21 protein-coding genes are annotated in these 25,940 nt (G+C 61.7%); 11 read left to right on the top strand and 10 right to left on the bottom strand.

What is annotated here, in order from left to right; genetic code table 11:
* Positions 1-21: 21 nt before the first annotated feature.
* Together CAF74_RS09730 and CAF74_RS09725 are read right to left on the bottom strand one after the other, a co-directional pair.
* Positions 22-1,728 (bottom strand): ShlB/FhaC/HecB family hemolysin secretion/activation protein, encoded by a 1,707-nt coding sequence (locus CAF74_RS09730; protein ID WP_085746214.1) that lies wholly within the window; start codon positions 1,726-1,728, stop codon positions 22-24.
* Positions 1,729-1,878: 150 nt separating this feature from the next.
* The gene (locus CAF74_RS09725) at positions 1,879-2,328 is read right to left on the bottom strand and encodes a helix-turn-helix domain-containing protein (protein ID WP_085746213.1); all 450 of its coding nucleotides are present in this window, start codon (positions 2,326-2,328) and stop codon (positions 1,879-1,881) included.
* Between the two features lie 181 nt (positions 2,329-2,509).
* Here CAF74_RS09725 and CAF74_RS09720 point away from each other — a divergent pair, with 181 nt between their 5' ends.
* From CAF74_RS09720 to CAF74_RS09695, 6 genes are all read left to right on the top strand, one after another.
* On the top strand, positions 2,510-3,328 hold the full coding sequence (locus CAF74_RS09720) for an alpha/beta fold hydrolase (RefSeq protein ID WP_085746212.1): 819 nt from the start codon (positions 2,510-2,512) through the stop codon (positions 3,326-3,328).
* Between the two features lie 260 nt (positions 3,329-3,588).
* Positions 3,589-4,896, top strand: coding sequence for an NAD(P)/FAD-dependent oxidoreductase (locus CAF74_RS09715; RefSeq protein ID WP_085746211.1), 1,308 nt, complete (start codon positions 3,589-3,591; stop codon positions 4,894-4,896).
* A 58-nt stretch (positions 4,897-4,954) separates the two neighbouring features.
* A complete protein-coding gene (locus CAF74_RS09710) occupies positions 4,955-5,371 on the top strand; it encodes a RidA family protein (protein WP_007950460.1) in 417 nt (138 codons plus the stop codon).
* 27 nt (positions 5,372-5,398) lie between these two features.
* Positions 5,399-6,076 (top strand): DUF1028 domain-containing protein, encoded by a 678-nt coding sequence (locus CAF74_RS09705; RefSeq protein WP_085746210.1) that lies wholly within the window; start codon positions 5,399-5,401, stop codon positions 6,074-6,076.
* The gene (gene argE / locus CAF74_RS09700) at positions 6,073-7,221 is read left to right on the top strand and encodes an acetylornithine deacetylase (RefSeq protein WP_085746209.1); all 1,149 of its coding nucleotides are present in this window, start codon (positions 6,073-6,075) and stop codon (positions 7,219-7,221) included. The genes CAF74_RS09705 and argE overlap by 4 nt, the downstream gene beginning before the upstream one ends.
* 288 nt (positions 7,222-7,509) lie before the next feature.
* The gene (locus tag CAF74_RS09695; RefSeq protein WP_085746208.1) at positions 7,510-8,925 is read left to right on the top strand and encodes a cytosine permease; all 1,416 of its coding nucleotides are present in this window, start codon (positions 7,510-7,512) and stop codon (positions 8,923-8,925) included.
* Positions 8,926-8,995: 70 nt separating this feature from the next.
* Here the strand turns inward: CAF74_RS09695 and CAF74_RS09690 are convergent, their stop codons facing one another.
* On the bottom strand, positions 8,996-9,493 hold the full coding sequence (locus CAF74_RS09690) for a helix-turn-helix domain-containing protein (protein WP_085746207.1): 498 nt from the start codon (positions 9,491-9,493) through the stop codon (positions 8,996-8,998).
* 99 nt (positions 9,494-9,592) lie between these two features.
* Between CAF74_RS09690 and CAF74_RS09685 the strand changes: the two genes are divergently transcribed.
* Both CAF74_RS09685 and CAF74_RS09680 read left to right on the top strand, forming a co-directional pair.
* Complete coding sequence (locus CAF74_RS09685; RefSeq protein WP_085746206.1) at positions 9,593-10,231, top strand: isochorismatase family cysteine hydrolase; 639 nt, start codon at positions 9,593-9,595, stop codon at positions 10,229-10,231.
* Positions 10,228-11,793 (top strand): aldehyde dehydrogenase (NADP(+)), encoded by a 1,566-nt coding sequence (locus CAF74_RS09680; RefSeq protein WP_085746205.1) that lies wholly within the window; start codon positions 10,228-10,230, stop codon positions 11,791-11,793. The genes CAF74_RS09685 and CAF74_RS09680 overlap by 4 nt, the downstream gene beginning before the upstream one ends.
* 87 nt (positions 11,794-11,880) lie before the next feature.
* Here the strand turns inward: CAF74_RS09680 and CAF74_RS09675 are convergent, their stop codons facing one another.
* A complete protein-coding gene (locus CAF74_RS09675) occupies positions 11,881-12,762 on the bottom strand; it encodes a LysR family transcriptional regulator (RefSeq protein WP_007950470.1) in 882 nt (293 codons plus the stop codon).
* Between the two features lie 103 nt (positions 12,763-12,865).
* On the opposite strand from CAF74_RS09675, the gene CAF74_RS09670 reads away from it, so the two are divergent.
* A complete protein-coding gene (locus CAF74_RS09670) occupies positions 12,866-14,257 on the top strand; it encodes an aldehyde dehydrogenase family protein (protein WP_085746204.1) in 1,392 nt (463 codons plus the stop codon).
* Between the two features lie 48 nt (positions 14,258-14,305).
* On the opposite strand, the gene CAF74_RS09665 is transcribed toward CAF74_RS09670, so the two are convergent.
* Together CAF74_RS09665 and CAF74_RS09660 are read right to left on the bottom strand one after the other, a co-directional pair.
* Positions 14,306-15,838, bottom strand: a complete 1,533-nt coding sequence (locus CAF74_RS09665; RefSeq protein ID WP_085746203.1) for an MFS transporter — start codon at positions 15,836-15,838, stop codon at positions 14,306-14,308.
* A gap of 76 nt (positions 15,839-15,914) precedes the next feature.
* Positions 15,915-16,745 carry an oxidoreductase gene (locus CAF74_RS09660; protein ID WP_085746202.1) on the bottom strand — a complete coding sequence of 277 codons (831 nt, stop codon included), beginning with the start codon at positions 16,743-16,745 and terminating at the stop codon, positions 15,915-15,917.
* A 130-nt stretch (positions 16,746-16,875) separates the two neighbouring features.
* On the opposite strand from CAF74_RS09660, the gene CAF74_RS09655 reads away from it, so the two are divergent.
* The gene (locus tag CAF74_RS09655) at positions 16,876-17,781 is read left to right on the top strand and encodes a LysR family transcriptional regulator (RefSeq protein WP_085746201.1); all 906 of its coding nucleotides are present in this window, start codon (positions 16,876-16,878) and stop codon (positions 17,779-17,781) included.
* Positions 17,782-17,787: 6 nt separating this feature from the next.
* On the opposite strand, the gene CAF74_RS09650 is transcribed toward CAF74_RS09655, so the two are convergent.
* Together CAF74_RS09650 and CAF74_RS09645 are read right to left on the bottom strand one after the other, a co-directional pair.
* Positions 17,788-18,957 (bottom strand): DUF1624 domain-containing protein, encoded by a 1,170-nt coding sequence (locus CAF74_RS09650; RefSeq protein WP_085746272.1) that lies wholly within the window; start codon positions 18,955-18,957, stop codon positions 17,788-17,790.
* A gap of 115 nt (positions 18,958-19,072) precedes the next feature.
* A complete protein-coding gene (locus CAF74_RS09645) occupies positions 19,073-22,102 on the bottom strand; it encodes an FAD-binding and (Fe-S)-binding domain-containing protein (RefSeq protein ID WP_085746200.1) in 3,030 nt (1,009 codons plus the stop codon).
* A 159-nt stretch (positions 22,103-22,261) separates the two neighbouring features.
* Here CAF74_RS09645 and CAF74_RS09640 point away from each other — a divergent pair, with 159 nt between their 5' ends.
* On the top strand, positions 22,262-23,146 hold the full coding sequence (locus CAF74_RS09640; RefSeq protein WP_173892765.1) for a LysR substrate-binding domain-containing protein: 885 nt from the start codon (positions 22,262-22,264) through the stop codon (positions 23,144-23,146).
* 42 nt (positions 23,147-23,188) lie between these two features.
* Here CAF74_RS09640 and CAF74_RS09635 read toward each other — a convergent pair whose 3' ends face one another.
* Entirely contained in the window at positions 23,189-24,463 is a 1,275-nt protein-coding gene (locus CAF74_RS09635; protein WP_085746198.1) for a glucarate dehydratase family protein, read from the bottom strand.
* Between the two features lie 24 nt (positions 24,464-24,487).
* Complete coding sequence (locus CAF74_RS09630) at positions 24,488-25,855, bottom strand: MFS transporter (RefSeq protein WP_085746197.1); 1,368 nt, start codon at positions 25,853-25,855, stop codon at positions 24,488-24,490.
* Between the last annotated feature and the right edge of the window lie 85 nt (positions 25,856-25,940).

The following is a 25,940-nucleotide window of genomic DNA, read 5'->3' as shown; positions in this document are numbered from 1 at the left end:
GGTGGTCTCGGGTAAATGTAATTAGATGAAGAAATCCAGACGGAAGTAGATCGGCGCTTCGCGTTCGGTCAGCACATCCGGCCGCTCCAGGGAATGAGCGAAGGTCACGCTTGCGGCCACATGCTCGCCCCGGGCGAACAGCTCCAGCGAGTTGCTCGACATCCGCCCGTGCTGGTCGCCGTTATAGCGGTCGCCACGGATCACGCCCTGGTCGTAGCCGAGGCTGGTGCCGTATTCGGCGAACACAGGGCGCAACCATTCGGCACTCACCGGGCGCGACCAGCGCAGGTCGTTGCGCCAGTAGCCGCCGCTGTCGCCGGACAGCGACTGGTCCTTGTAGCCACGGATCGACGACAACCCGCCGAGGCTGGTGCGTTGCGGGCTGAACAGAACGTCTTCGCTGCGCTGACCGGTCATCAGGCTGCTGAAGGTGAAGGACTCGCCCCACACTTTGAATGGCTGCAGATAGCTCAGGGTGGCGGTGTATTTGCGGTAACGCGCATCCGGCTCGCCGGGGCCCGGGTCGTGGCTGCCCTGAGCGTCGAATGCACCGATGCCTTCCTGCATGCCGGCGTCGAAGTTGACGAAGGCGCTGCCGATACGCCGCCCGTGGTTGAAGCCGAACTGCGCTTCGCTGATGCGGTTGCTGCTCAGCTTGAGCTTGCTGTCTTCGATGAAGTTGTTGGTGCGCAGATACGACAGGCCGGCGTTGAGGGAGGTCTTGCTGACCGAGTCGCGGTGGATCACCCGCTCGGCGCGCAGCTGATGGTTTTCGCTTTCGCCAGTCTGCTTGAAGTTGTAGCCGTTGGCCGCGATTTGCGAGCGGTACTCACTCTGGCTGTAGGTGTAGCTGAAGTTCCACCAGCCCCACGGCAGGTTGTAGTTGAGCATGGCGTTGTTGGAGGTGTGCTGGTGATCGGTCATCGCATCGTGACCGCCGCGCAGACTCAACTGATCAGCCAGACCCAGCGGGCTGTCCCAGTCGAATGTCGTGCCCCACTGCTGCTCACCGGTGCTGCGCTGGCCGTCGTTGCTTCGCGACAGCCCGGCGCGCCATGGTTTCTGCGGGGTGTTGGTGACCAGCACCTCACTGCCGCCGACGTTCTTGCCTGGCGACAGCTCCATCTTGGCCTGGTTGGAAGGGAGGCGATTGAGCTGATCGACCATTTGCTCGATCTCGCGCAGATTCACCAACTCGCCGGCCTTGCCGGGAAACGCCATCGACAACTCACGCTCCGAGAGCTTGCTGTTATCGGCGCCTTTCAAGCCCTCGAGTTTGCCTTCGACCACCAGCACTTTCAGGTGTCCACCGGACAGATCCTGCTGTGGCAGATAAGCACGGCTGGTCACCCAACCCTTCTCGATGTAGTGATCGGTGATGACCTTCAGCACTTCATTCAGCTGAGGCACACCGAGACACTGGCCGATGTAGGGCTTGAGCAAACGGCTCTTGTCGTTCTCCGACAGGCTGTCGGCGCCTTTGAGCTCGATGTCGTTGATCTGAAAGCAACGTGTGTCGGCGGGGGCTTCCGGCTGCGCCGGCTTGGCCTCTTCACCGGGCAGATCCTTGAGCTCTTCGAGCCGCCGCTGCTGCTCTTCGAGCAGACGATTCTGGCGTTCGCGGATCAGGTCGGTTTCACCGGGGGTGGGTGCTGCAAGTGCGGTTTGGAGTGGAGAAAGGCATAGCAAAGCCAGGCACAACCTCGCCACGAGGGCGGGTGAGGACATGTTCGATCCCTCGAGACGGAAACTGATATCAGAATAGTGGCGCGATAGTAATGAGCCACTATTCTGACGTCAATTTTTGTCATTACTAAATATGTATTGCCGACCAGCGGCATCAGTAAAAGTCTTCCGGAATCGGTGAATCACATCATCTCAATGCTCAACCGCCAGTTTCGTCGCCACATCTTCCGGCGCCAGCACCCGACCATCGGCCGACAGCAACTGAAGCTTCCTGATCGGCTGACGCTTCTGCGCATCCACCATCACCGACCCCGGCTCGCCAGGCTCGAACATGAACTCCCCACCCCACTGCGACAACGCAACGATCACAGTTTGCAACGCCCGACCCTTTTCGGTCAGCACGTATTCCTTGTAAGCGCTGCCATCGGACGCTGGCACCAAGCGCAGGATGTCGCGCTCGACCAGCCCTTTGAGCCGGGTGCTCAACATGTTCTTGGCGATTTCCAGGCTCTTCTCGAAATCGCTGAAACGACTGATGCCTTCCAGCGCATCGCGGATGATCAGCAACGACCACCAGTCACCGATCAGATCGAGTGTCCGGGCGATCGGGCAGGCATTGCCCGCAAGGCTTTTGCGCTTCATTTCGGGTGTCTCCGGCAAAACGGCAGGTTCGATGCGGTTGCATCTTACAACTCATGCCGTCAAATCGTTAACGCGTGCGGCTCGAAACTTAGCACCTGCGTACAAGTGGCCAATGCCCTTTGTCGCGATAGTGAACGCTGCCATCACGGCATCCTCGCAGGCCCACACCCAAGGAGTTTTCATGAGCACGTTCACGACCCAAGACGGCACCGAGATCTATTTCAAGGACTGGGGCAGCGGCAAGCCCGTGCTGTTCAGTCACGGCTGGCCGCTGGATGCTGACATGTGGGAATACCAGATGGAATACCTGAGCAGCCGCGGCTATCGCACCATCGCCTTTGACCGTCGTGGCTTCGGCCGTTCCGAGCAGCCGTGGACCGGCTACGACTACGACACCTTCGCCGATGACATCGCGCAACTGATCGAGCACCTGGATCTGCGTGACGTGACCCTGGTCGGCTTCTCCATGGGCGGCGGCGATGTCAGCCGCTACATCGCACGCCACGGCAGCGAGCGCGTTGCCGGACTGGTGTTGCTGGGCGCGGTGACACCGCTGTTCGGCAAGAAACCGGACTTTGCCGAAGGCGTCGACAAGTCGGTGTTCGACGGAATCAAGGCTGGCCTGCTGAAGGATCGTGCGCAGTTCATCGCGGACTTCAATGCCCCGTTCTACGGCACCAATCAGGGTCAGACAGTCTCCGATGGCGTGCTGACCCAAACCCTGAACATCGCCCTGCTGGCCTCGCTCAAAGGCACCGTGGATTGCGTCACTGCATTCTCGGAAACCGACTTCCGCCCGGACATGGCGAAAATCGATGTGCCGACGTTGGTGATTCACGGCGATGGCGATCAGATTGTTCCGTTCGAAACCACCGGCAAACAAGCGGCCGCGCAAATCAAGGGCGCTGAACTGAAAGTCTACGCAGGTGCGCCGCACGGCTTTGCGGTGACTCATGCGCAGCAATTGAATGAAGACCTGCTGGCGTTTCTCGATCGCTGAGTCCTTGTGATCTGAACACGCCTTGAAAAGGGCCGTCGACTACCCTGTCGGCGGTCCTTTTTTTTGTTGTCCCGGATTCCGGTGCCAAGGTGAAGCCCCGTATTTACGGGGCTTTCAGGCCTCTGCATCACGTTTTTATCTTCACATGCCAGCTTAATAATATTTTACCGATAACCACCCCCTCCCTAGTCTGATCCCAAGCACAGAGAACAGGGTCGACAGCGACCTGAATCCAACGGCCTCGTGAGAAGGGATCAGAGATGACCACTGAAATAATAAAAACAGACACGCTTGTTGTCGGCGCCGGTCAAGCGGGTGTGGCCATGAGTGAACACCTGAGCAAACTCGGCGTGCCGCACCTGGTGCTGGAGCGCAACCGCGTTGCCGAACGCTGGCGCACCGGGCGCTGGGACTCGCTGGTGGCCAACGGTCCGGCGTGGCACGACCGGTTTCCGGGGATGGAATTCGATGATGTCGATCCGGACGGTTTTGCCCACAAGGAACGTGTCGCCGATTACTTCGAAGCGTATGCAAAGAAATTCAACGCGCCGATCCGCACTGGCGTCGATGTGAAAAGCGTGGTGCGCAATGTCGGGCGTCCGGGCTTCACCGTCGAGACCTCCGAGGGCGTGATCGAAGCCGCCCGCGTCGTTGCCGCCACCGGCCCGTTCCAGCGTCCGGTGATCCCGGCCATTGCACCGAAAGATGAGCGCCTGCTGCAGATTCACTCGGCCGACTATCGCAACCCGCAGCAACTGCCGGCCGGCGCAGTGCTGGTGGTCGGTGCCGGTTCGTCGGGCGTACAGATCGCCGATGAATTGCAGCGCTCGGGCAAGCAGGTTTACCTCTCGGTTGGCGCCCATGACCGCCCTCCTCGCGCTTACCGCAACCGTGATTTCTGCTGGTGGCTGGGCGTGCTCGGCGAGTGGGATCAAGCCGCGATGAAACCCGGCCGCGAGCACGTGACCATCGCCGTCAGCGGTGCCCACGGTGGCCGCACCATCGACTTCCGTGGTCTGGCCCATCGAGGCATGACCCTGGTTGGCGTCACCGAATCGTTCAGCGACGGCGTGGTGACCTTCAAACAGGACCTGCGCGACAACCTCAAGCGTGGCGACGAGAACTACCTCGCGCTGCTGGATGCCGCCGACGCCTACATCGAACGCAACGGCCTCGACCTGCCGCTGGAACCGGAAGCCCGCGAGACTTATCCGGATCCTGAATGCGTGAAAAACCCGCTGGCCGATCTCGATCTGGCCGCCGCCGGTATCACCTCGATCATCTGGGCCACCGGGTTTGCGGTGGACTATTCGTGGCTGAAAGTCGCGGCTTTCGACGACAACGGCAAGCCGCAACACCAGCGCGGTGTGTCCAGCGAATCGGGCGTGTATTTCCTCGGCTTGCCGTGGCAGTCGCGACGTGGTTCGTCGTTCATCTGGGGCGTGTGGCACGACGCCAAGCACGTGGCCGATCACATCGCCACCCAGCGCAAATACCTGGCCTATCGCGATGCCGAACAACGCGAAGCCGCGCTGCACAACAACGCTGTCGACACCGTCGACGCTTGATTTCCCTCTTCAATCCCGGCGCCCGTCGCGCCGGGTCCGAATTCGTCAGGAGCCGCACATGAGTCAGCCAACCCACACCCGCATCCGCATGTTCAACACCAAGGACACTTACCCGAACCAGACCCTGGACAACGACCTGTGCCAGGCCGTGCGCGCCGGCAACACCGTGTATGTCCGTGGTCAGGTCGGGACCAATTTCGACGGTGAACTGGTCGGTCTCGGCGACCCGCGCGCGCAGACCGAACAGGCCATGCGCAACGTCAAGCAACTGCTCGAAGAGGCCGGCAGCGACCTGAGCCATATCGTCAAGACCACCACTTACCTGATCGACCCGCGCTACCGCGAGCCGGTGTACCAGGAAGTCGGCAAATGGCTGAAGGGCGTGTTCCCGATCTCCACCGGGCTGGTGGTGTCGGCTTTGGGTCAACCGCAGTGGCTGATGGAAATTGATGTGGTTGCGGTGATTCCCGAGTAATTCGACCTTAGCGAAAGGAGGCCACACATGACATTTTCCATCGCCGCCCGTTGCCCCGAAACCGGTCAGTTCGGCATCGCCATCAGCTCCTCCAGCATTGCCGTCGGCGCCCGCTGCCCGTGGTTGTTGCCGGGTGTCGGCGCGGTGTCGAGCCAGAACATCACCCTGCCGTCGCTCGGCCCGGAAGTGCTCGCTTTGATGGAGCAAGGCCTGGCGCCCGAGGCGGCGCTGGACAAGGTGCTGACCCGCAACGGCTACAGCCAGTACCGGCAGATCACGGCGGTCAATCACCTCGGCCAGACCGCGCATTTCAGCGGCGCGCAAACCCTGGGCGTGCACAACGCCGTGTCGGGCGAGCAATGCGTGGCGGCGGGCAACATGCTCGCCGGGCGCTCGGTGATCGAAGCCATGGTCAGCGCGTTTGAAGAAGGCGAAGGTCAATTGGCCGATCGCCTGATCAACGCCCTGCACGCCGCCCAGGCCCTGGGCGGTGAAGCAGGTCCGGTGCATTCGGCAGCTGTGGTCGTGGTGGGTGAACTGACCTGGCCCATCGTCAACCTGCGGGTCGACTGGGCCGATGAAGACCCGATCGGTCAATTGCAGAAACTCTGGGACGCCTATCGCCCGCAGTTGCAGGACTACATCGACCGCGCCCTCGATCCGGCCAAGGCGCCGGGCTACGGGGTTGCCGGAGACGACCGATGAGCGACAGCGTCGCGTTGCTCAAGACGCTGGTGGGGTTCGACACCACCAGCCGCGAGTCCAACCTGCAATTGATCGATTTCGTGCGCAGCTACCTCGAAAGTTTCGACGTGCCATGCGAGCTGATCTACAACGATGAGCGCAGCAAGGCCAATCTGTTCGCCACGATTGGCCCGGCCGATCAGCCGGGCATCGTGTTGTCGGGGCACACCGATGTGGTGCCCGTCGATGGCCAGCCGTGGACGCTGCCGCCGTTCGAACTCAGCGAGCGTGACGGCAAGCTTTACGGTCGCGGCACGGCGGACATGAAGGGCTACATCGCCTGCGTGCTGGCGCTGGTGCCGTCGTTGCTCGAAGCACCGTTGCGACTGCCGGTGCACATTGCTTTGTCCTATGACGAAGAAGTCGGCTGCCTCGGCGTGCGCTCGTTGCTCAAGGTGCTGGAGCAGCGTCCGGTCAAACCGCTGCTGTGCATCATCGGCGAGCCGACCGAACTCAAACCGGTGCTCGGGCACAAGGGCAAACTGGCAATGCGTTGCGATGTCCAGGGTCATGCCTGTCACTCGGCCTACGCGCCGCTCGGAGTGAACGCCATCGAGTGCGCCGCCGAGCTGATCGGCGAGCTGGGACGCATCGGCCGGCAACTCAAGGACGAGCACCTCGATCCGCGTTTCGACCCGCCGTACTCCACGGTGCAAACCGGCGTGATCAACGGTGGCAAGGCGTTGAACATCGTCCCCGCCGACTGTCGTTTCGACTTCGAAATCCGCGCCCTGCCCTCGCAGGATCCGGCGGTCGTCGCGCAGCAACTCAAGACCTATGCCGAACAGCAAATGCTGCCGCGCATGCGGGCCGTCAGCGAGCAGAGCGATATCCGTTTCAGCGAACTGTCGGCCTATCCGGGGCTGGCCACCGATGCCCGAAGCAAGGCTGCGGAATTGATCGCCACGTTCTGTGGTTCGGACGATTTCGGTACTGTTGCGTTTGGGACCGAAGGTGGCTTGTTTGACGCAGTGGGGATTCCCACGGTGGTGTGCGGCCCCGGCAGCATGGATCAGGGCCACAAGCCGGACGAGTTCGTCAGCGTCGATCAGCTCACGGCCTGCGATGAAATGTTGCATCGAATGTTGGCGTCTATTCGCCTTTGAAAGACCGGTCTGGCTGCTGGATCAAGTCCGCAGCCGAGCCGCAATAACACCGACAGACAGCTGCTCCGATGGAGGTCAGCTGCGTTGTCGTTCATAGCGCTGAAACACCCGAGACAGAGCGTTTTCAGCTGACCGGAGAGCCTCGTTTTTTTAACGCCTGAAGCAACAAAACTACTAATTTATCTCTCCCCTTTCCTTGCCCATGATCAACCCCAACAAGAAATGCGCCGTCCGTGCCGGCGCTCACTGAAGTACGTCCACGTACTCGTCCTTGCCTTGGAGTTCGTCATGGCCACCTCTGCAACAACGTCCGCACCGCTCATTGAGAAACACACGATCGGCTACGTGCCGCCCGAAGATCGCCACGGAAAGGTCAGGGATCTGTTCACCCTCTGGTTCGGCGGCAACATTGCGCCGTTGCCCATCGTCACCGGCGCCCTCGGCGTGCAGTTGTTTCACCTGAATCTGGTATGGGGCATCGTCGCCATTCTGGTTGGCCATCTGGTCGGCGGTGTGCTGATGGCGCTGCACTCGGCGCAAGGCCCGCAGATGGGCATTCCGCAGATGATCCAGAGCCGCGCGCAGTTCGGCTCCCTCGGCGCGCTGTTGGTGGTGTTGATTGCCGGCGTCATGTACATCGGCTTCTTCGCCTCCAACATTGTGCTGGCCGGCAAGTCGCTGCATGGCGTGGTCGACAGCGTTCCGGTGCCGGTCGGCATCGTCATCGGTGCGCTGGGTTCGGGGATCATCGGGATCATCGGTTACCGCTTCATCCACGTGCTCAACCGCATCGGCACCTGGGTCTTGGGGATCGGTATCGTGATCGGCTTCGGCTACATCCTCACCCACATCCAGACCGATGATTTCCTCACGCGCGGCAGCTTCAACCTTTCGGGCTGGCTTGCGACGGTCTCGCTGGCGGCGCTGTGGCAGATCGCGTTTGCGCCTTACGTGTCGGACTACTCGCGTTACCTGCCGGCGAACGTGCCGGTGGCGGCGACCTTCTGGACGACCTATCTGGGATCGGCGCTGGGCTCGAGCCTGTCGTTCGTGTTCGGCGCCGTTGCCGTGCTGGCAACACCGGTGGGCATGGACACCATGGACGCGGTGAAACTCGCCACCGGCGCCATCGGCCCGTTGATGCTGGTGCTGTTCCTGCTCAGCGTCATCAGCCACAACGCCCTCAACCTGTATGGCGCGGTGCTGTCGCTGATCACCCTGGTGCAGACTTTCGCTTACCGCTGGATCCCGACCGCCAAGAGCCGCGCCGTGATTTCGATCATCGTGCTGCTGGCCTGCTGCTTCGCTGCGGTCGGCGCTTCGGCAGACTTCATCGGCCACTTCGTCGACATGGTGCTGGTGTTGCTGGTGGTGTTGGTGCCGTGGACCGCGATCAACCTGATCGACTTCTACGCCATCCACAAAGGCCAGTACGACATCGGCTCGATCTTCCAGGTCGATGGCGGCATCTACGGCCGCTACAACCCGCAAGCCTTGCTGGCGTATGCGATCGGTATCGCGGTGCAGATTCCATTCATGAACACGCCGCTGTACGTCGGTCCGGTGTCGGCGCACATCAACGGTGCGGACCTGTCGTGGGTGGTTGGCTTGCTGGTGACCTCGCCGCTGTATTTCTGGCTGGCGACTCGTGACAGTGCTTATCGTCGGCGGCTGACTTCCGGAAAACTGGCGGGCAGTCTGTAAGCCATTCGTTCTGAGCTGACACACGAAGGCCCTCGCAAATGAGGGCCTTTTTTGTTTTGGATGGAGCCGTCTATTTCGCCTTGAACGCCTCACGCCGCGCCTGCCGTTCCGCGGCGTACGCCTCTTGAGGCTGGCTGATCAAATCCTCACGGCGCAACACCTCACCGCAGTGATCGCACAACGGCCCGAGTCCGGCGCTGTGGTTGCAGTTCTTGTGGGTCATGTTCACCGCCAGCCCTTCCTCCGGCGACTTGCACCAGGTCTCGCCCCAGGCACGTAACGCAATCACCACCGGGTAAAACGCCTCGCCCTTTGCAGTGAGGTGGTACTCGTAGCGTTTCGGCCGCTCGTTGTACAAGCGACGCTCGACCAGTCCGTGCGCCTCCAGGCTTTTCAGACGGGCGGCAATCATCTGCGGCGTGCCGCCGGTCTGCGCCAGGATCTCGTCATAGCGGTGGCTGCCCATGAACAATTCGCGCAAAACCAGCACCGTCCAGCGGTCGCCGACGATCGCCTCGGCCCGGGAAATCGGGCACAGCGTGTCGGGAAGACTATCGTTTACAGCCATCAGGGCTTGCCTCTTTCACAGTTACTATGATTATCATATCAACACGATGCGGGAACAAGCCCTGAGCATCGATCACTCTCATTGCCGGAGTCCATCGTCATGTCGAAACCTCTCTATCCGCTCGACAGAACCGCCTACCTGCTGGTCGATCCGTACAACGATTTTCTCTCCGACGGCGGCAAGATCTTTCCGCTGCTCAAACCGATGGCCGAGCAGAACGGCCTGCTCGACAACCTGCGCAAACTCGATCGCGCCGTGCGGGCCCTGCCGATTCCGGTCGTCATCGTACCGCATCACCGCTGGGTAAAAGGCGACTACGAGAACTGGGATCACCCAACCCCGACCCAACAAAAGATCATGCACATGCACCACTTCGCGCGCGGCGAATGGGGTGGCGAATGGCACCCGGATTTCGCGCCGAAGGACGGCGACATCGTGGTTCAGGAACACTGGGGCTCCAGCGGTTTCGCCAACACCGACCTGGATTTTCGCCTGAAGCAGCAAGGCATCACTCACGTGATCATCGTCGGCCTGCTGGCCAACACCTGCATCGAAGCCACCGCGCGCTATGCGTCCGAACTCGGCTATCACGTCACGCTGGTGCGCGATGCGACCGCCGCGTTCAAAGAGGAAATGATGCACGCCGCCCACGAACTCAACGGCCCGACCTTCGCTCATGTCATCACCACTACAGACGAACTGATCGCCACTCTTCAGTCGCAGGGTGAAGCGAAATGAATCTGACCGGCCACCTGCTGATCGGCGCCACTGACGTCGCCGCCACCGAGGGCACGATGAAGGCGCTGAATCCAGCGACCAACACGCTGATCGAGCCGGATTTTGCCTTCGGCGGCGCGGCGCAAGTCGATCAGGCTGCAACCCTCGCCGACGCGGCATTCGATAGCTATAGCCACACCTCGCTGACCGAACGTGCGGCGTTTCTGGAAAGCATCGCCGACAACCTCGACGCCGTGCGCGAAGAAATGGCTGCCCGGGCCGCGCTGGAAACCGGCCTGCCCCATGCACAACTGGAAGGCGAAGCCGCCAAAGCTGCGACCCAGTTCCGTCAGTTCGCCGAGGTGGTGCGCAAGGGGCGCTTTCTGCAACTGGCGATAGACCCGGCGCAACCTGATCGACAGCCGCGACCACGGATGGATCATCGCCTGCAGAAAGTTGCCATCGGCCCGGTGGCGATCTTCGGTGCGAGCAACTTTCCGATCTCCTATTCGGTGGCCGGTGGCGACACCGCGTCGGCACTTGCAGCCGGTGCGACGGTGATTCTCAAGGCGCACAACGCGCATCCTGGAGCCTCGGAAATCCAGGCTAGCGCCATCCGTAAAGCGGTGCAGAAGCATGGCTTGCACGAGGGTGTTTTTTCGATGGTGCGCGGTGGCGGCAATGCCATCGGTGAGGCGCTGGTCGATCATCCTTTGATTAAAGCGGTGACGTTCACCGGTTCAGAGGTGGGCGGCATGGCGCTTTATCGTCGCGCGCAGTTGCGGCCTGATCCGATTCCGGTGTTTACCGAAATGACCAGCGTCAACCCGACGTTCATTTTGCCCGCAGCGCTGTCCGCACGTGGCGGCGAAATCGGCGATGGCTTTATCGAACGGATGCTGGTGAATGTCGGTCAAGCCTGTCTGTGTCCGTCGATCCTGATCGCGGTCGAGGGCGAAGGTCTGCACGCGCTGCGCAGCGCCATGATCAAGCGAGTCAGCGAAGCGCCGGCACGCACAATGTTGACGCCGGGGATTCACGGTTCATACGTCAAAGGCCTGGTGGCGATGGAAAGCGTGGGAGCGAATCTGGTAGCGGTCGGCGCTCCGGCGGATGGCCAGTTTGAAGGGCGCTCGGCGCTGCTGGAAGTTGACGGTCAACGCCTGCTCAGCGAACCGGCGCTGGCCCATGAAGTGTTCGGTCCGGCGGCGCTGTTGGTAACGGTCAACGATGAAGAAGAGCTGCTGGCGGTTGCCCGTTCGTTCAAGGGCCAACTGAGCGCAGCCATTCACCTTGAAGACCGCGATCTGGATCTGGCCCGGCGTCTGCTGCCGATCCTCGAACGCCGCACCGGGCGCATCGTGGTCAACGCCTTTGCCCATCCGCAGGAAGTGACCTTCGCTACGGTACACGGCGGGCCGTTCCCGGCTACCTCGGACAGCCGCTTCACCTCGGTCGGCATGACCTCGATCGAACGCTTTTTGCGGCCGGTGGCGTATCAGGGCTTTCCCGATGCATTGCTGCCGGAGGTGTTGCGCGACGGTAATCCGCTCGACCTGCCCCGCAGCATAGACGGACAATAAAAAATGCCCGGTTCGGCGAATCACCGAACCGGGCACGCTTTTCAATCAAATGAGCAGGTCTTCATGGAGAGACCCGAACCCATAGGGTCAATTCTCTTCTGCGCGCACCACACCGCGCTCTTCCAGCAAGCGCACAAACATGCTCAGACTGCGCGAAACCGTACCCCGCCGCCATACCAGCCACGTCGTCAGATAGCGGAAATCCGACGCCAGCGGCCAGACACTCACCGTCGCGCAACCGGGCATGCTCTGCAGCATGCTGCGCGGCATCAAAGCCAGACCGGCGCCCGCGCTGACGCAGGCAAGCATGCCGTGATAAGACTCCATTTCAAAAATCTTGCCGGGCACGGCAGCATCGGTGCTGAACCATTTTTCGAAGTGATGGCGATAGGAGCAGTTCGAGCGGAACGCATAGATGTTCTCGCCGTTCACGTCCGCCGCGCGCTGGATCGGCCCGTGATGCAGTGGCGAGATGATGACCATTTCTTCTTCGAACGCCGGGATGCCCTCCAGCGCCGGATGCAGGACCGGGCCGTCGACGAACGCGGCCGCCAGTCGCCCGGAAAGCACACCGTCGATCATCGTCCCGGACGGCCCGGTCGACAGGTCCAGATCGACCTTCGGGTGTTGCTGGTTATAGGTTGCCAGCAAACCGGGAATCCGCACCGCCGCCGTGCTTTCCAGGGAGCCCAGCGGGAACGCGCCTTGCGGTTCCTCGCCGGCCACCGTGGCGCGGGCTTCCTGGACCAGGTCAAGGATGCGCCGTGCGTACTCGAGAAAACTCCAGCCCGCCGGCGACAGGCGCAAGCGGCTTTTCTCACGGATGAACAGGTCGACGCCCAGATCTTCCTCCAACTGTTTGATGCGGGTCGTCAGGTTCGACGGCACGCGATGGATCTGCGCCGCCGCCGCGCTGATGCTGCCGTGCTCGGCAACAGCCTTGAAAATTTCCAGTTGCACCAGATCCACAGTCATTCTCCAATCGTGAAAGAAACGCTCTTTATTATTCAGTTTCCAGAAACCAAACGCCACCCTACTCTGAGCGCATCCACTGACCTCGCAGGACGATGCCATGAGCCCGATTTCCAGCCAGACCCACGCTATCTCGATCAATCCCGCCACCGGCGAGCAGATCGGTCATTACGCTTTCGAATCCGCCGAAGCCCTCGACGCTGCGCTGACCCGCGCCGCCTTCGGCTTCAACAAGTGGAAACGCAAACCGCTGCAGGATCGCTCCCGCGCCCTGACTGCGCTGGCCGGCGCGCTGCGTGACAGCAGCGAAGCCATGGCGACCATGATCACCCAGGAAATGGGCAAACCGATCGCCCAGGCTCGTGGCGAAATCGAGAAATGCGCCAAGCTCTGCGAGTGGTATGCCGAACACGGCCCGGCCATGCTCAACGCCGAAGCGACCCTGGTCGAGGGCGGTAAGGCACGTATCGAGTACCGTCCGCTCGGCCCGATCCTCGCCGTGATGCCGTGGAACTTCCCGATCTGGCAAGTGCTTCGCGGTGCGGTCCCGGCCCTGATCGCCGGCAACACTTACGTGCTCAAACATGCGCCGAACGTGATGGGCAGCGCCTACCTGCTGCGCGACGCCTTCACCCGCGCCGGTTTTGCCGATGGCGTGTTTGAAGTGATCAACGTCACCCCGGAAGGCGTTTCGACCGCCATTGCCGATTCGCGCATTGCCGCCGTAACCCTGACCGGCAGCGTCCGCGCCGGCATGGCCATCGGCGCACAGGCCGGTGCTGCGCTGAAGAAGTGCGTGCTGGAACTGGGCGGCTCCGATCCGTTTATCGTGCTCAACGACGCCGATATCGACGAAGCCGTGCAAGCGGCCGTGATCGGTCGTTACCAGAACTCAGGCCAGGTCTGCGCCGCTGCCAAACGTCTGATCATCGAAGAAGGCGTGGTTGAAGAATTCACCCGCAAATTCGTCGAAGCCACTCGCCAGTTGAAGATGGGCGATCCATTGTCCGCCGACAACTACATCGGCCCGATGGCCCGTTTCGATCTGCGCGACGAACTGGATCAACAAGTGCGCGACACCCTGGAAGAAGGCGCCACCCTGCTGCTCGGCGGCGGCAAAGTAGAGGGTTCGGGCAACTACTACGAGCCGACCGTACTGGCCGACGTCACCGACCGCATGACTTCGTTCAAACAGGAACTGTTCGGCCCGGTGGCCTCGATCATTACCGCTCGCGACTGCGCCCACGCTGTAGCGCTGGCCAATGACAGCGAGTTCGGCCTGACTGCCACGATCTACACCGCCAACGTCGCCCTGGCCCAGCAACTGACCAGCGAACTGGAAACCGGCGGCGTGTTCATCAACGGTTACTCCGCCAGCGACCCGCGCGTGACCTTCGGCGGCGTGAAGAAAAGCGGTTTCGGCCGTGAGCTGTCGCACTTCGGCGTGCGCGAGTTCTGCAATGCGCAGACGGTGTGGCTGGATCGCCGCTGATCCAATGAAAAAAGCCCGGAAGCGTTTTGCGCTTCCGGGCTTTTTCATTTATGCCGCAGCCTGTTGGGGTTCCGGCACCGTCCGATCTTTGCTTAATAGCCCCAGCACCACAGCCGCCGACACCAGGGTGATGATCGTCAGGATGTGCAGCAGATACTGGAACGCCGAGGCGTAACCCTGCACCAGCCGTTCGTTAGCCAACCCCGGAACTGTGTTGATCGCATGGGCCATATCACCTGTGGTCACCCGGTGCGCGGTCTCGGCAATCAGCGCTGCGTCTGCACCGCCGGCCACTGCTTGTAGATTCGTGTGTAGCAGCGAAGCAAGAATCGCCGCGACACTGGCCAGCGCAATCCCCTCACCCGCCACCCGCACCGTGTTGAAGATCCCGGCCGCCATGCCGGCGCGCTCTTTCGGCACCACGCTGACCGACAGTCCATCCATCAAGCCCCACGGCAGACCCGCGCCGATTCCGATCAATACCATCGGCACCACCAGCGCAAATTTCGGCTCGTCGACGTTGTACAGGCTCAGCCAGTGCAGCCCCACGGCGGCAATCAAAAAACCCACGCCCGACAAGACTCCCGCCGAAACAAAACGTGTCATGGACGCCGCAAGCATCGGCACCACCAGCATCGGTGCCGACAGCGCCAGCAACAGCAGACCGGCATCGATTTCACTCAAGCCTTCGACGCCGATAAAGCGCAGCGGCAGCATGACCACCAGCACGATGTAGCAATAGCAGGTGCCGATCGGCAGCATCTGCACGCCGACGAAGCGCGGAAAGCGGAACAGCGTCAGATCGAGCATCGGGCGTTTGACGCGCATTTCGATGAAGACGAACAGCGCCAGCAACAACGCGGAAGCACCCAACAGACCGACCACTAACGGACTGCTCCAACCGCTTTCGGGCGCCTGGATCACTCCGAACGTGAACAGCGCAAGCACCGAGCTGAACGTCACGGTACCCGCCCAGTCGAGACCGCTGGCGTCGGGGTCGCGGGTTTCACGCATGCGCGGCAGGCCGAAGACCATCGCGATCACACCAATCAGCGCGGTGAACACAAAGATCGCGCGCCAGTTGAACGCCTCGATCAACGCTCCGGCCACCAACGGGCCGAACGCGAGACCGATACCAAACGTGGTGCCGAGCATGCTGTACGCACGGGTGCGCGCATGACCTTCGAACTCCTGCGCCAACGCCGCCGAACCGCTGGCCAGCGCCGCAGCACCGGCCACTCCCTGAATCGCCCGCAACACATCCAGCCAGAACACCGAAGGCGCCAGGCTCTGGGCAATCGACGCTGCGGTGAACAACAGCATGCCGGCGGTGAACAGGCGCTTGCGTCCATAGACATCGGCCAACGCCCCCGCCGCCATCAGCAGACTGCCGAACGACAACATGAACGCATTGGTGATCCAGGTCAGCGCCACAGGGCTGCCGCCCAGGTCACGGCCGATGGCCGGCGTCGCCACCGCGCCACCGGTAAAACTTAACGGAAGGACCAGCGCCGACAGGCAAATGGCCGCGAGGATCAGCAGCTTGTCGCGCGTGCCTTGGTGTTGGGAGACGTTTGTCATGATTTCATCCAATGAAAAGAAAATCAGGCTGCGATCAATAGAGCGCAGCCTGCGATAGCTTCAACGAGGGGCTAGGTCAGTCCTTGAAATCCGTGGACAACGCCAGCTCATTCCACCCGGCCAGTTCCTGCGCCACCAAACGGTTCTTCGCTTCGATCCGCGCAATCGTGTCGCTGCCCAACGCCAGCCGCTGCGGCGGGTTCGGCGCGTTGACCAGCGCCAGCATCGCTTCGGCAAACTTCAGCGGATCGCCCGGTTGTGCATGGTTGGCCGCTTCGGCAAACGTGCGCATCTTGCCGACGGTTTCGTCATAGTCCGGCAGCACCAGCGCGGTCTTGATCAGCGATTGTTCGTCGAGGAAGTCGGTGCGGAAGAAGCCCGGTTCGACCACCGTGGCATGAATGCCCAGCGGCGCCAGTTCCTGATGCAGCGCTTCGCTGATGCCTTCCACTGCGAACTTGGTCGAGCCGTAGACACCCCAGCCCACGTAGGCCTGATAACCGCCAATCGACGAGATATTGATGACCCGTCCGCTGCGCTGGGCGCGCATGTGTGGCAGGACGGCGCGGGTGACGTTGAGCAGGCCGAACACGTTGGTGGCGAACAGGCGCTCGGTTTCGCTGGCGCTGGTTTCTTCAACGGCGCCCAACACGCCGAAGCCGGCATTGTTGATCAGCACGTCGATGCGACCGAAGCGCTTGATGCCTGCTGCCACCGCTTGGTGGGCTTCCTCTTCGCGGGTGACGTCCAGCCGCACGGCCAGCAGGTTCGGGTGTTCGCCGAGGCGGTCGGTGATGTCTTGCGGGTTGCGGGCGGTGGCAATCACCGCGTCACCGGCACGCAGGGCCTGTTCAGCGATAAGGGTGCCAAAACCACGGGAAGCTCCGGTAATCAGCCAGGTACGCATATCAACTCCTCCTGTCGGTGACCCTGGCGAGATTGCCGGGCCTTCTTGATGAGTTGAGTCGACTTTAAAGCCGTGCTACTGATGTGATAATCCCAACAAATTTGCATGACTTTGTGAAAGGCACTCACAAATGAAAAACCCGTCCACGACGGATCTGTCGATCTTTCTCTGCATTGCCCAGCACTTGAACTTCAGCCGTGCAGCGGTGGATCTGGGCCTGACGCCGTCGGCGCTGAGCCATTCATTGCGAGCGCTGGAAAATCGCCTCGGCGTGCGCCTGTTCAATCGCACCACCCGCAGCGTGGCTCTGACCGAGGCGGGCGAACGGTTGTATGCGCGGCTGAAACCGGCGTTTCGCGATATCGAAGATGCGCTTGAAGACCTCAATCACTTTCGCGACAAGCCCTCGGGCAATCTGCGCATTACCTCCGGGCGCCAGGCGTGCGAGCTGGTGCTGCTGCCTATAGCCAGCGAGTTTCTGAAGATTTACCCGGATATTCGTCTGGAAGTAGTCGAGAGCGATGCGCTGCTGGATATCGTCGCCTCAGGATTCGATGCAGGTGTACGCTTCGGCAACCGGCTGGAAGCTGACATGGTGTCGATGCCCATCGGACCGAATCTGCGTTCAGTGGTGGTCGGCTCGCCCGGTTTTTTCGAACGACATCCCGCGCCACAGAAACCTGAAGATTTGCATGCCCTTCCCTGCATCCGACATCGGTTCCCGAGCGGTTCGATGTACCGTTGGGAATTCGAACGCGGTGGCATTGAACAGGAAATCGAGGTCAACGGCCCCCTGACCCTGGGCGATGTCAGCCTGATGATCGGCCCGGCGTTGCAGGGCTTGGGACTGGCGTATGTGTTCGAGGACATGGCTCGCGAGCACTTGGCGAGCGGACGGCTGGTGCAGGTGCTGGCGGACTGGTGTCCGTACTATCCCGGCCTGCACCTGTACTACCCGAGCCGACGCCATGTACCGGCGCCGCTCAAGGCGTTTATCGACTTCGTCCGCAATGCCCGCGAGGGCAAAACGAGCTGAGCCGTTCTACAGATACTTCAACCAGGCGATGTCACGGCGTCGGGCCTTCAGTGCCGAAAACCAGCGCACGGCCGGGAACAAAGCGACCGCCAGCACCATCGCCGCCAGCCACACCGCCGTCACCGACGAGAAACCGAAATAGGTGCCCTGATTGAGCCCGAACAGCGCCACGCCAATCAGGTACAGCACCTTCAGCGCGTACAGGTGCAGCAGGTAGAAAAACATCGGCGCCGAGCCGAACACCGTCAGCCAGCGAATCCAGCGTCGATCCTGCGCGCGCTCGAACACCAGCAACAGCAGTAGCCCGACACTCACCGTCAACGTGATGAACAACAGCGACGGCGGGTATTTGGTGATGTTGAAAAAGCTCATCAGGGTTTGCACACCGCTGTCACCGAAAGCCCAGGGTTTCTCGCCGTAACCGTTGACCAGCCGCAGTGCCACAAAGCCCAGCAGCCCGGCGACACCACCGATCAACAAACGGCGCTGGCGCACGCCGGCATCGGCTGCGCGAGCGAACCACGGCCCCAGCGCGTAACCCAGCCCGATCACGCCGATCCACGGCAACAACGGGTACGAGGTGCGCAGACGCAAAGTCTCGCCGGCCTCGATCCAACCGCGGTCATGCAGGATTGCCCATGGCACGTGCAGTGCCGACTCGGTCGGGAAGTGCAGTCCGTCGAGCAGGTTGTGCCCGGCGATGATCGCAACGCTCAACGTCAGCAGCAGCCAGCGTGGCAGCCAGACCAGCAGCGACAGCGCGATCATGCTCAGGCCGATCGCCCATATCACTTGCAGGTAGATCACGGTCGGCGGCAGCTGGAACGTCCAGGCGAAATTCACCAGGGTGAATTCGAGCGCCACCAGAAACAAACCGCGCTTGAACAGGAAGGCACTGACGTCAGCCTTGCCGTCGTACTTCTCGCCGAACAGCCACGCCGACAACCCGGTCAGCAGCACGAACACCGGCGCGCACAGATGTGCCAGGGTGCGGCTGAAGAACAGCGCCGGTTCCGTGCTGGCGATGTCCATCGGGTCGCTGACCTGTCGATGCAGCAGAAAGGTTTCGCGCACGTGGTCCAGCAACATGAACAGAATCACCAGGCCACGCAGCGCATCAATGGACAGCAACCGGCCAGTGGCCGAGGGGGCAGAACGGGGAACCGCAATCGTCATGGAAGTATCGCAATCGAAAGGTTGATCGATGCAGCCGCCCGAAAGCGGCCGCATAATTTGCGTTACCTTATAACATGAAAAACCGATCCAATCGCCAGTGGTTCTCAAGCAGCGATCACGCGGTACGCAGGGTTTCCAGCACGACCTGCAACGGATGGCGTAACTGTCGATCGGCTTGGCGCTTGACCTGACTACGGCAGGAATACCCGGTGGCCAGCGCCTCGCCCTTCTCCGCCGGCGCCTCGATCTGCTTCGCCCAGGACTGCTCGTAAATCACCGCCGAGGTCTCGCGATTGCGCGCTTCGTGTCCGTAAGTACCGGACATCCCACAGCACCCGGTGGCCTGGGTCGCCAGCTTCAGGCCGACACGTTCGAACACCTGCTCCCATTGCCGGGTGGCGGCCGGGGCGTTGGTTTTCTCGGTGCAATGCGCCAGCAGGCGGAAGGTGTCCTCGCGGCGCTGATCGGCCTGCTCCGGCATGACCTTGAGCAACCACTCCTGCACCAGCGCCACCTCCGGGCATTGCTCCATCCCAGGGACTTTCAGATATTCCTGGCGATAGACCAGAGTCATCGCCGGATCGAGCCCCACCAACGGCACCCCGATCTCGGCCAGCGCGCGCAACTGCCCGGCATTGCGCAACGCCGCGCGATTGAACGCCGACAGGAAACCCTGCACGTGCAGCGGCTTGCCGTTGGCACTGAACGGCGCCAGATAAACCTGATAACCGAGACGCGAAATCAGCTCGATCAGATCCGCCAGCAGCGGCGCCTCGAAATACCGCGTGAACGCGTCCTGCACCAGCACCACGCTGCGTTCACGTTGCGCCTGGGTCAGCGCCGAAAGTACCTCGACCGACGCCGGCTGAACCTGCCAGCGACGCATCGCCGCATAAAAATCGAAACGGCTGAGCAACGGCACATCGACCATGCCGCCAAGGCGCTCGATCAAGCGCCGGCTGAACGAGGCGCCCATCACGCCGTTGTAGAGCAACGGAATCCGCGCCATGTACGGAATCGTGTACTCCAGCGAGGCGATCAGATAATCCCGCGCCGGCCGCAGATAACGGGTGTGGTACAGCTCGAGAAACCGCGAGCGGAAGTCCGGCACGTTCACTTTCACCGGGCACTGCCCCGCGCAGGACTTGCACGCCAGGCAGCCGGCCATGGCGTCGTACACCTCGTGGGAGAAGTCCTGTTCCTGCGCACGACTGTTGCGCCAGCGCTGCAGCAATGTGCTGAAAAACGGCGGACGGCGGCTGGCATCGGCCAACACATCAACACCCGCCTCGCCCTGCAAACGCAGCCATTCGCGAATCAGCGAAGCGCGGCCCTTGGGCGATTGCGCGCGCTGGCGGGTGGCTTTCCACGACGGGCACATGGCGTCGTCGGGATCGAAGTTGTAGCAGGCGCCGTTGCCGTTGCAGTGCATCGCCGCGCCGTAGTCCTGCCAGACTTTTTCGTCGATCTGCCGATCGAGTTCGCCGCGCAGGGTCACTTCGTCAATCTTCAACAATACAGCGCCGGGAATGTTCGGCGTGGCGATCTTGCCGGGGTTGAACTGGTTGAACGGATCGAACGCCGCCTTCAAGGCTTGCAACGCCGGGTACAACTCACCGAAGAACGCCGGCGCATATTCCGAACGCAGGCCCTTGCCGTGCTCACCCCACAGCAGGCCGCCGTAACGCTGGGTCAACGCGGCGACGCCGTCCGACACCGGGCGCACCAGTGCGGCTTGTTGTGGGTCTTTCATGTCGAGAATCGGCCGTACGTGCAGCACGCCGGCATCGACGTGGCCAAACATGCCGTATTGCAGCTTATGGCTGTCGAGCAGGTCGCGCAGTTCGGCGATGTACTCGGCCAGGTGTTGCGGTGGCACGGCGGTGTCTTCGACAAACGGCTGTGGCCGCGCTTCACCGGCGACGTTGCCGAGCAGACCCACTGCGCGTTTGCGCATGCCATAAACGCGATTCACCGCTGCATGACCGACAGCCAGCGTATGGCCCAGGCGCTCGACTGTGGCGTCAGTGCCCAGGTGCCGGACGAAGGCCTCGACCCGACCTTGCAGCTCCTCGGGATCGTCACCGCAGAACTCCACCAGGTTGATCCCCAGCGTCGGCCGCTCGGCGCTTTCCGGAAAGTACTCGGCGACGCCATGCCAGACGATGTCCTGCATCGCCAGCAACAGCACTTTGGAGTCGACGGTTTCAATCGACAGCGGCTTGAGCGCCATCAGCGCCCGGGCATCGCGCAAGGCATCCATGAAGCCGGCGTAGCGAATGTTCACCAGCATCGTGTGCTTGGGGATCGGCAATACGTTGAGTTTGGCCTCGACCACAAACCCCAGCGAACCCTCGGCGCCGCACAGCACGCTGTTGAGGTTGAAACGGTTGTCGGCCTCGCGCAGGTGCGCCAGGTCGTAGCCGGTCAGGCAGCGATTGAGATCGGGGAAGGTTTCCCGGATCAGCTCGCCCTGCTCATCAATGATCTGCCGCGCACAGCGATACACCTCACCGGCCCGGCCCTCGCGAGCACACTCCGCTGTCAGCTCGCTTTCTTCCAGCGGGCGACCGTGCAAGCGCTCGCCACCCCGCAGGACCATGTGCAGTTCCAGCACGTGGTCGCGGGTCTTGCCGTAGGTGCAACTGCCCTGGCCGCTGGCGTCGGTGTTGATCATGCCGCCGACCGTAGCGCGGTTGGAGGTCGACAGTTCCGGGGCGAAAAACAGCCCGGCGGATTTCAGGGCGGCGTTCAGTTGGTCCTTCACCACACCGGCCTGCACCCGCACCCAACGCTGTTCAACGTTGATTTCGAGGATGCGGTTCATGTGCCGCGACAAGTCGACGACGATGCCATCGGTCAACGACTGGCCGTTGGTACCGGTGCCGCCGCCGCGAGGCGTGATCACCACTTTCTGGTACGCCGGTTCGGCGATCAGGCGCGCCAGCAGCGCCACGTCGTCGGCGTCACGCGGGAATACCGCCGCTTGCGGCAAGCGCTGGTAGATCGAGTTGTCAGTGGCCAGCACCACGCGGCTGGCGTAGTCGGCACTGATTTCGCCGCGAAAACCGCCGGTTTCAAGGGCTTTGAGAAACTGTTGGTAATCGGTGTTCAGCGCGGTGGAAGGCGACAGCTGGGCAATCATCGGGAGGGCAATCTCGGTCAAAAACGGGCCGTGTGGCGGTGAACAGTTGTGCGCAATGAATGATTGCGTCACGCTCCCGCCATCTCATAGGCCTTATGTTCATTGCAGAGCGACGCCGGGACAACCGTAAAATCGACCCGCAATCCATGACTAAAACGAATGAATCCGCGAACCCTCACTCCCTCGATGTCGTTGCTGCTGGCGTTTGAAGCCGCCGCACGCCATGAAAGCTACACCCGCGCCGCCCACGAACTGTCGCTGACCCAGAGCGCGGTCAGTCGTCAGGTGCAGATTCTGGAAAAGATGCTCGGCATGCGCCTGTTCAGCCGCGAAGGCCGGCGGGTGATCCTTACCGACGTCGGGCGCATGTACCAACGCGAACTGTCCGAAGCCCTCGGCCAGATTCGCAGCGCGACGTTGAAGGCCATGGCGTTTGGCTCGGGCATCCACAGTTTGCGCCTGGCGACCCTGCCGACCTTCGGCTCCAAATGGCTGCTGCCGCGCTTGAAGGATTTCTACACCGCGCACCCGGGCATGACAGTGCACCTGCATTCACGCATCGAAACGATCGACTTCGACACCAGCGAAATCGACGCGGCGATTTGCGTCGGCGGCGGTGACTGGCCGGGGCTGACCGCCCACCGCCTGCACACTGAAGAATTGGTGGTGATCGCCAGCACGCAGTTGTCCGATGCCGAACGTCTCACTGCCGACAAGGATATCGCCGGGCAACTGCTGCTCAACGTCAGCAGCAACGCTCAGGCCTGGTCCGAGTGGTTCAGCCATCACGCCCTGCCCCATCGCAGCATGCGCATCGGCCCGAGTTTCGAGATGACCTCGCACCTGATCCAGGCGGTGCGCGCCAATATCGGCATCGGGCTGGTGCCGAGGATTCTGGTGGAGGATGAGTTGCACAACGGCGAGCTGCTGCAACTGGGTGAACCGATCAGCAGCCGGCGCAGCTATTACCTGGTGTACCCGGCGCGTAATGAGTCGCTGGCGTCGCTGAAGGCGTTTCGCGACTGGCTGATACGCACGCTCTGAAACAACTGAGGGCGCCGTTTGGCGCCCTCTGGTTTTGCTCGATCAGAATCGCGGCTTCAGCGCTTTCCAGTCAGGTTTGTAGCGCTGCATCTGCCGCACATCATCGCGCTGACGAATGCCGCAGGTCAGATACTGGTCATGCAGCTTGCCCAGTTGATCGTGATCCAGTTCCAGCCCCAGGCCCGGTGCACGAGTGATCTTCACGCAGCCGTCGACGATCGGCAGTTTGCCGCCCTTGATCACTTCTTCATCCGGCTCCTGCCACGGGTAATGGGTGTCGCAGGCGTAGTCCAGATTCGGCACGGCGGCCGCCACGTGAGCCATCGCCATCAGGCTGATGCCCAGGTGTGAGTTGGAATGCATCGACACGCCGAGGCCGAAGGTGTCGCACATTTTCGCCAGGGTCTGGGTGTCGCGCAGGCCGCCCCAGTAATGGTGATCGGCGAGGACAATCTGCATGCTGTTCAACGCGACGCTACGGCGGAATTCGTCGAAATCGGTGACCACCATGTTGGTCGCCAGCGGCAGCCCGGTGCGTTTGTGCAGTTCGGCCATCCCTTCGAGGCCCGGGGTCGGGTCTTCGTAATACTGCAGGTCATCACCCAGCAACTCGGCCATGCGGATGGAGGTTTCCAGCGACCAGTTGCCGTTGGGATCGATGCGCAGCGGATAACCGGGAAAGGCCTTTTTCAGCGCCTTGATGCACGCCACTTCGTGTTCCGGCGGCAACGTGCCGGCCTTGAGTTTGATGCTCTTGAAGCCATAAGCCTCGATCATTCGCGCGGCCTGGGCGACGATCTGCTGTTCATTCAGCGCCTCGCCCCAGTTGTCCGGTTTGTACGGTGAATCAACGTGCTGCGCATACTTGAAAAACAGGTAGGCGCTGAACGGCACTTCATCACGCACCGCCCCGCCCAACAGGTCCACCAACGGCACATTCAAATAGCGCGCCTGCAAGTCGAGAAACGCCACTTCGAATGCCGAATACGCGTTACTGACGGCCTTGCTGGCGTGGGAACCGGGCGCCAGTTCGGCACCCGCCAGACTGGCCGGTTTGTGGGCAGCGACCGTGGCCTGAACGATCCGACGCAACTGATTGAGGTTGAACGGATCGAGGCCGATCAACTGCGATTGCAACTGTTGCTGGATCGCCAGTGCCGGGGCATCGCCGTAGCTTTCGCCGAGACCGATATAGCCGTTGTCGCTTTCGATCTCGATGATCGAGCGCAGGGCAAACGGTTCGTGGATGCCACTGGCGTTGAGCAGCGGCGGATCACGGAAAGCGATCGGAGTGACGGTGACACGAGTAATTTTCAAAATGACGCTCCTGTTGAGTCGGAATCAGTGGCTCGCCACCGGATTGGCCGTCGGCGCAACGGCGGTCTCGGGTTCAGGCTTTGCCGGGGTTTTGCCTTTGGTGCCGGGCGCCATGCGGGCGAAGAAAATCACCACTGCTGCCACCAGCGAAGTTGCGGCCAGACCATACAGGCCGCCCTCGATGGAGCCGGTGGTCTGCTCCAGAAAACCGAACGCGGTCGGCGCAACGAAGCCACCCAGATTGCCGATGGAGTTGATCAGCGCGATCACCGCCGCCGCGATGCGCGCATCCAGATAGCTTTGCGGAATCGGCCAGAACAGCGCCGAAGCCGCCTTGAAACCGATGGCCGCAAAACAGATCGCGACGAAGGCGAAAATCGGCCCTCCGGTGGTGGACATGAACATGCCGAACGCGGCGATCACCAGAGTCAGCGCGACCCACGCCTGCTGGAATTTCCACTTGCCGGCCAGCGCCGCAAAGCCGTACATCGCGACGATGGAAATGATCCACGGCACCGAGTTGAGAAGTCCGACCTGGAAATCGCCGAGGTTGCCCATTTTCTTGATCATGCTCGGCAGCCAGAAGGTGGCACCGTAGATCGTCAGGGCGATAGAGAAGTAGATGAAGCAGAACAGCGCGATCTGCCGGTCAGCCAACAGTTTGAACATCGAAGGTTTGGCGACGTGGGTTGCTTCGCGGGCACGCTGCTCCTCGGCGATCGCGGCCACCAGCGCCTCGCGCTCCTCTTCGCTCAGCCACTTGGCCTGGCGCGGATGGGATTGCAGCCAGAACCAGACAAACCCGCAGAGCACCACCGACGCGGCGCCTTCGATCAGGAACATCCATTGCCAGCCGTGCAGGCCCAGACCGCTGATATGCAACAGCGCGCCGGACACCGGGCCGGATATCACCGAAGCAATCGCCGAACCGCTGAGAAACACCGCCATGGTCTTGCCGCGCTCCGAGGCCGGCAGCCATTGGGTGAAGTAATAGATGATTCCAGGGAAGAACCCAGCCTCGGCAGCGCCCAGGATGAAGCGCAGCACGTAGAAACTGGTTTCGCCTTTGACGAACGCCATGGCCATCGCCGCTGCGCCCCAGGTGAACATGATCCGCGTCAGCCAGGCGCGGGCGCCGTAGCGTTGCAGAAGCATGTTGGACGGCACTTCAAACAAGGCGTAACCGATGAAAAACAAACCGGCGCCAAGGCCATAAGCAGCGGCGCCAATACCCAGATCGGTTTCCAGATGACTGCGCACGAAACCGATGTTGACCCGGTCGATGTAATTGACGATGAACATCACCACGAACAACGGCAGCACATGGCGCTTGACCTTGGCAGCGGCGCGGGCGAGTACCGTGATGTCCGGCGGACTCTGGAGGGTATTCAAGGGGCGACTCCCGATCTTTGTTTTTGTAGGGATAGCGGTGGCCTTTGAGGCGTAGAGCGATCATGGACGGGGCAATTGATCCCGT

This window comes from Pseudomonas sp. R45(2017) (genome assembly GCF_002112305.1).
Classification (GTDB): domain Bacteria; phylum Pseudomonadota; class Gammaproteobacteria; order Pseudomonadales; family Pseudomonadaceae; genus Aquipseudomonas; species Aquipseudomonas paraglycinae.
This window is presented reverse-complemented; position numbering and strand designations above follow the sequence as displayed.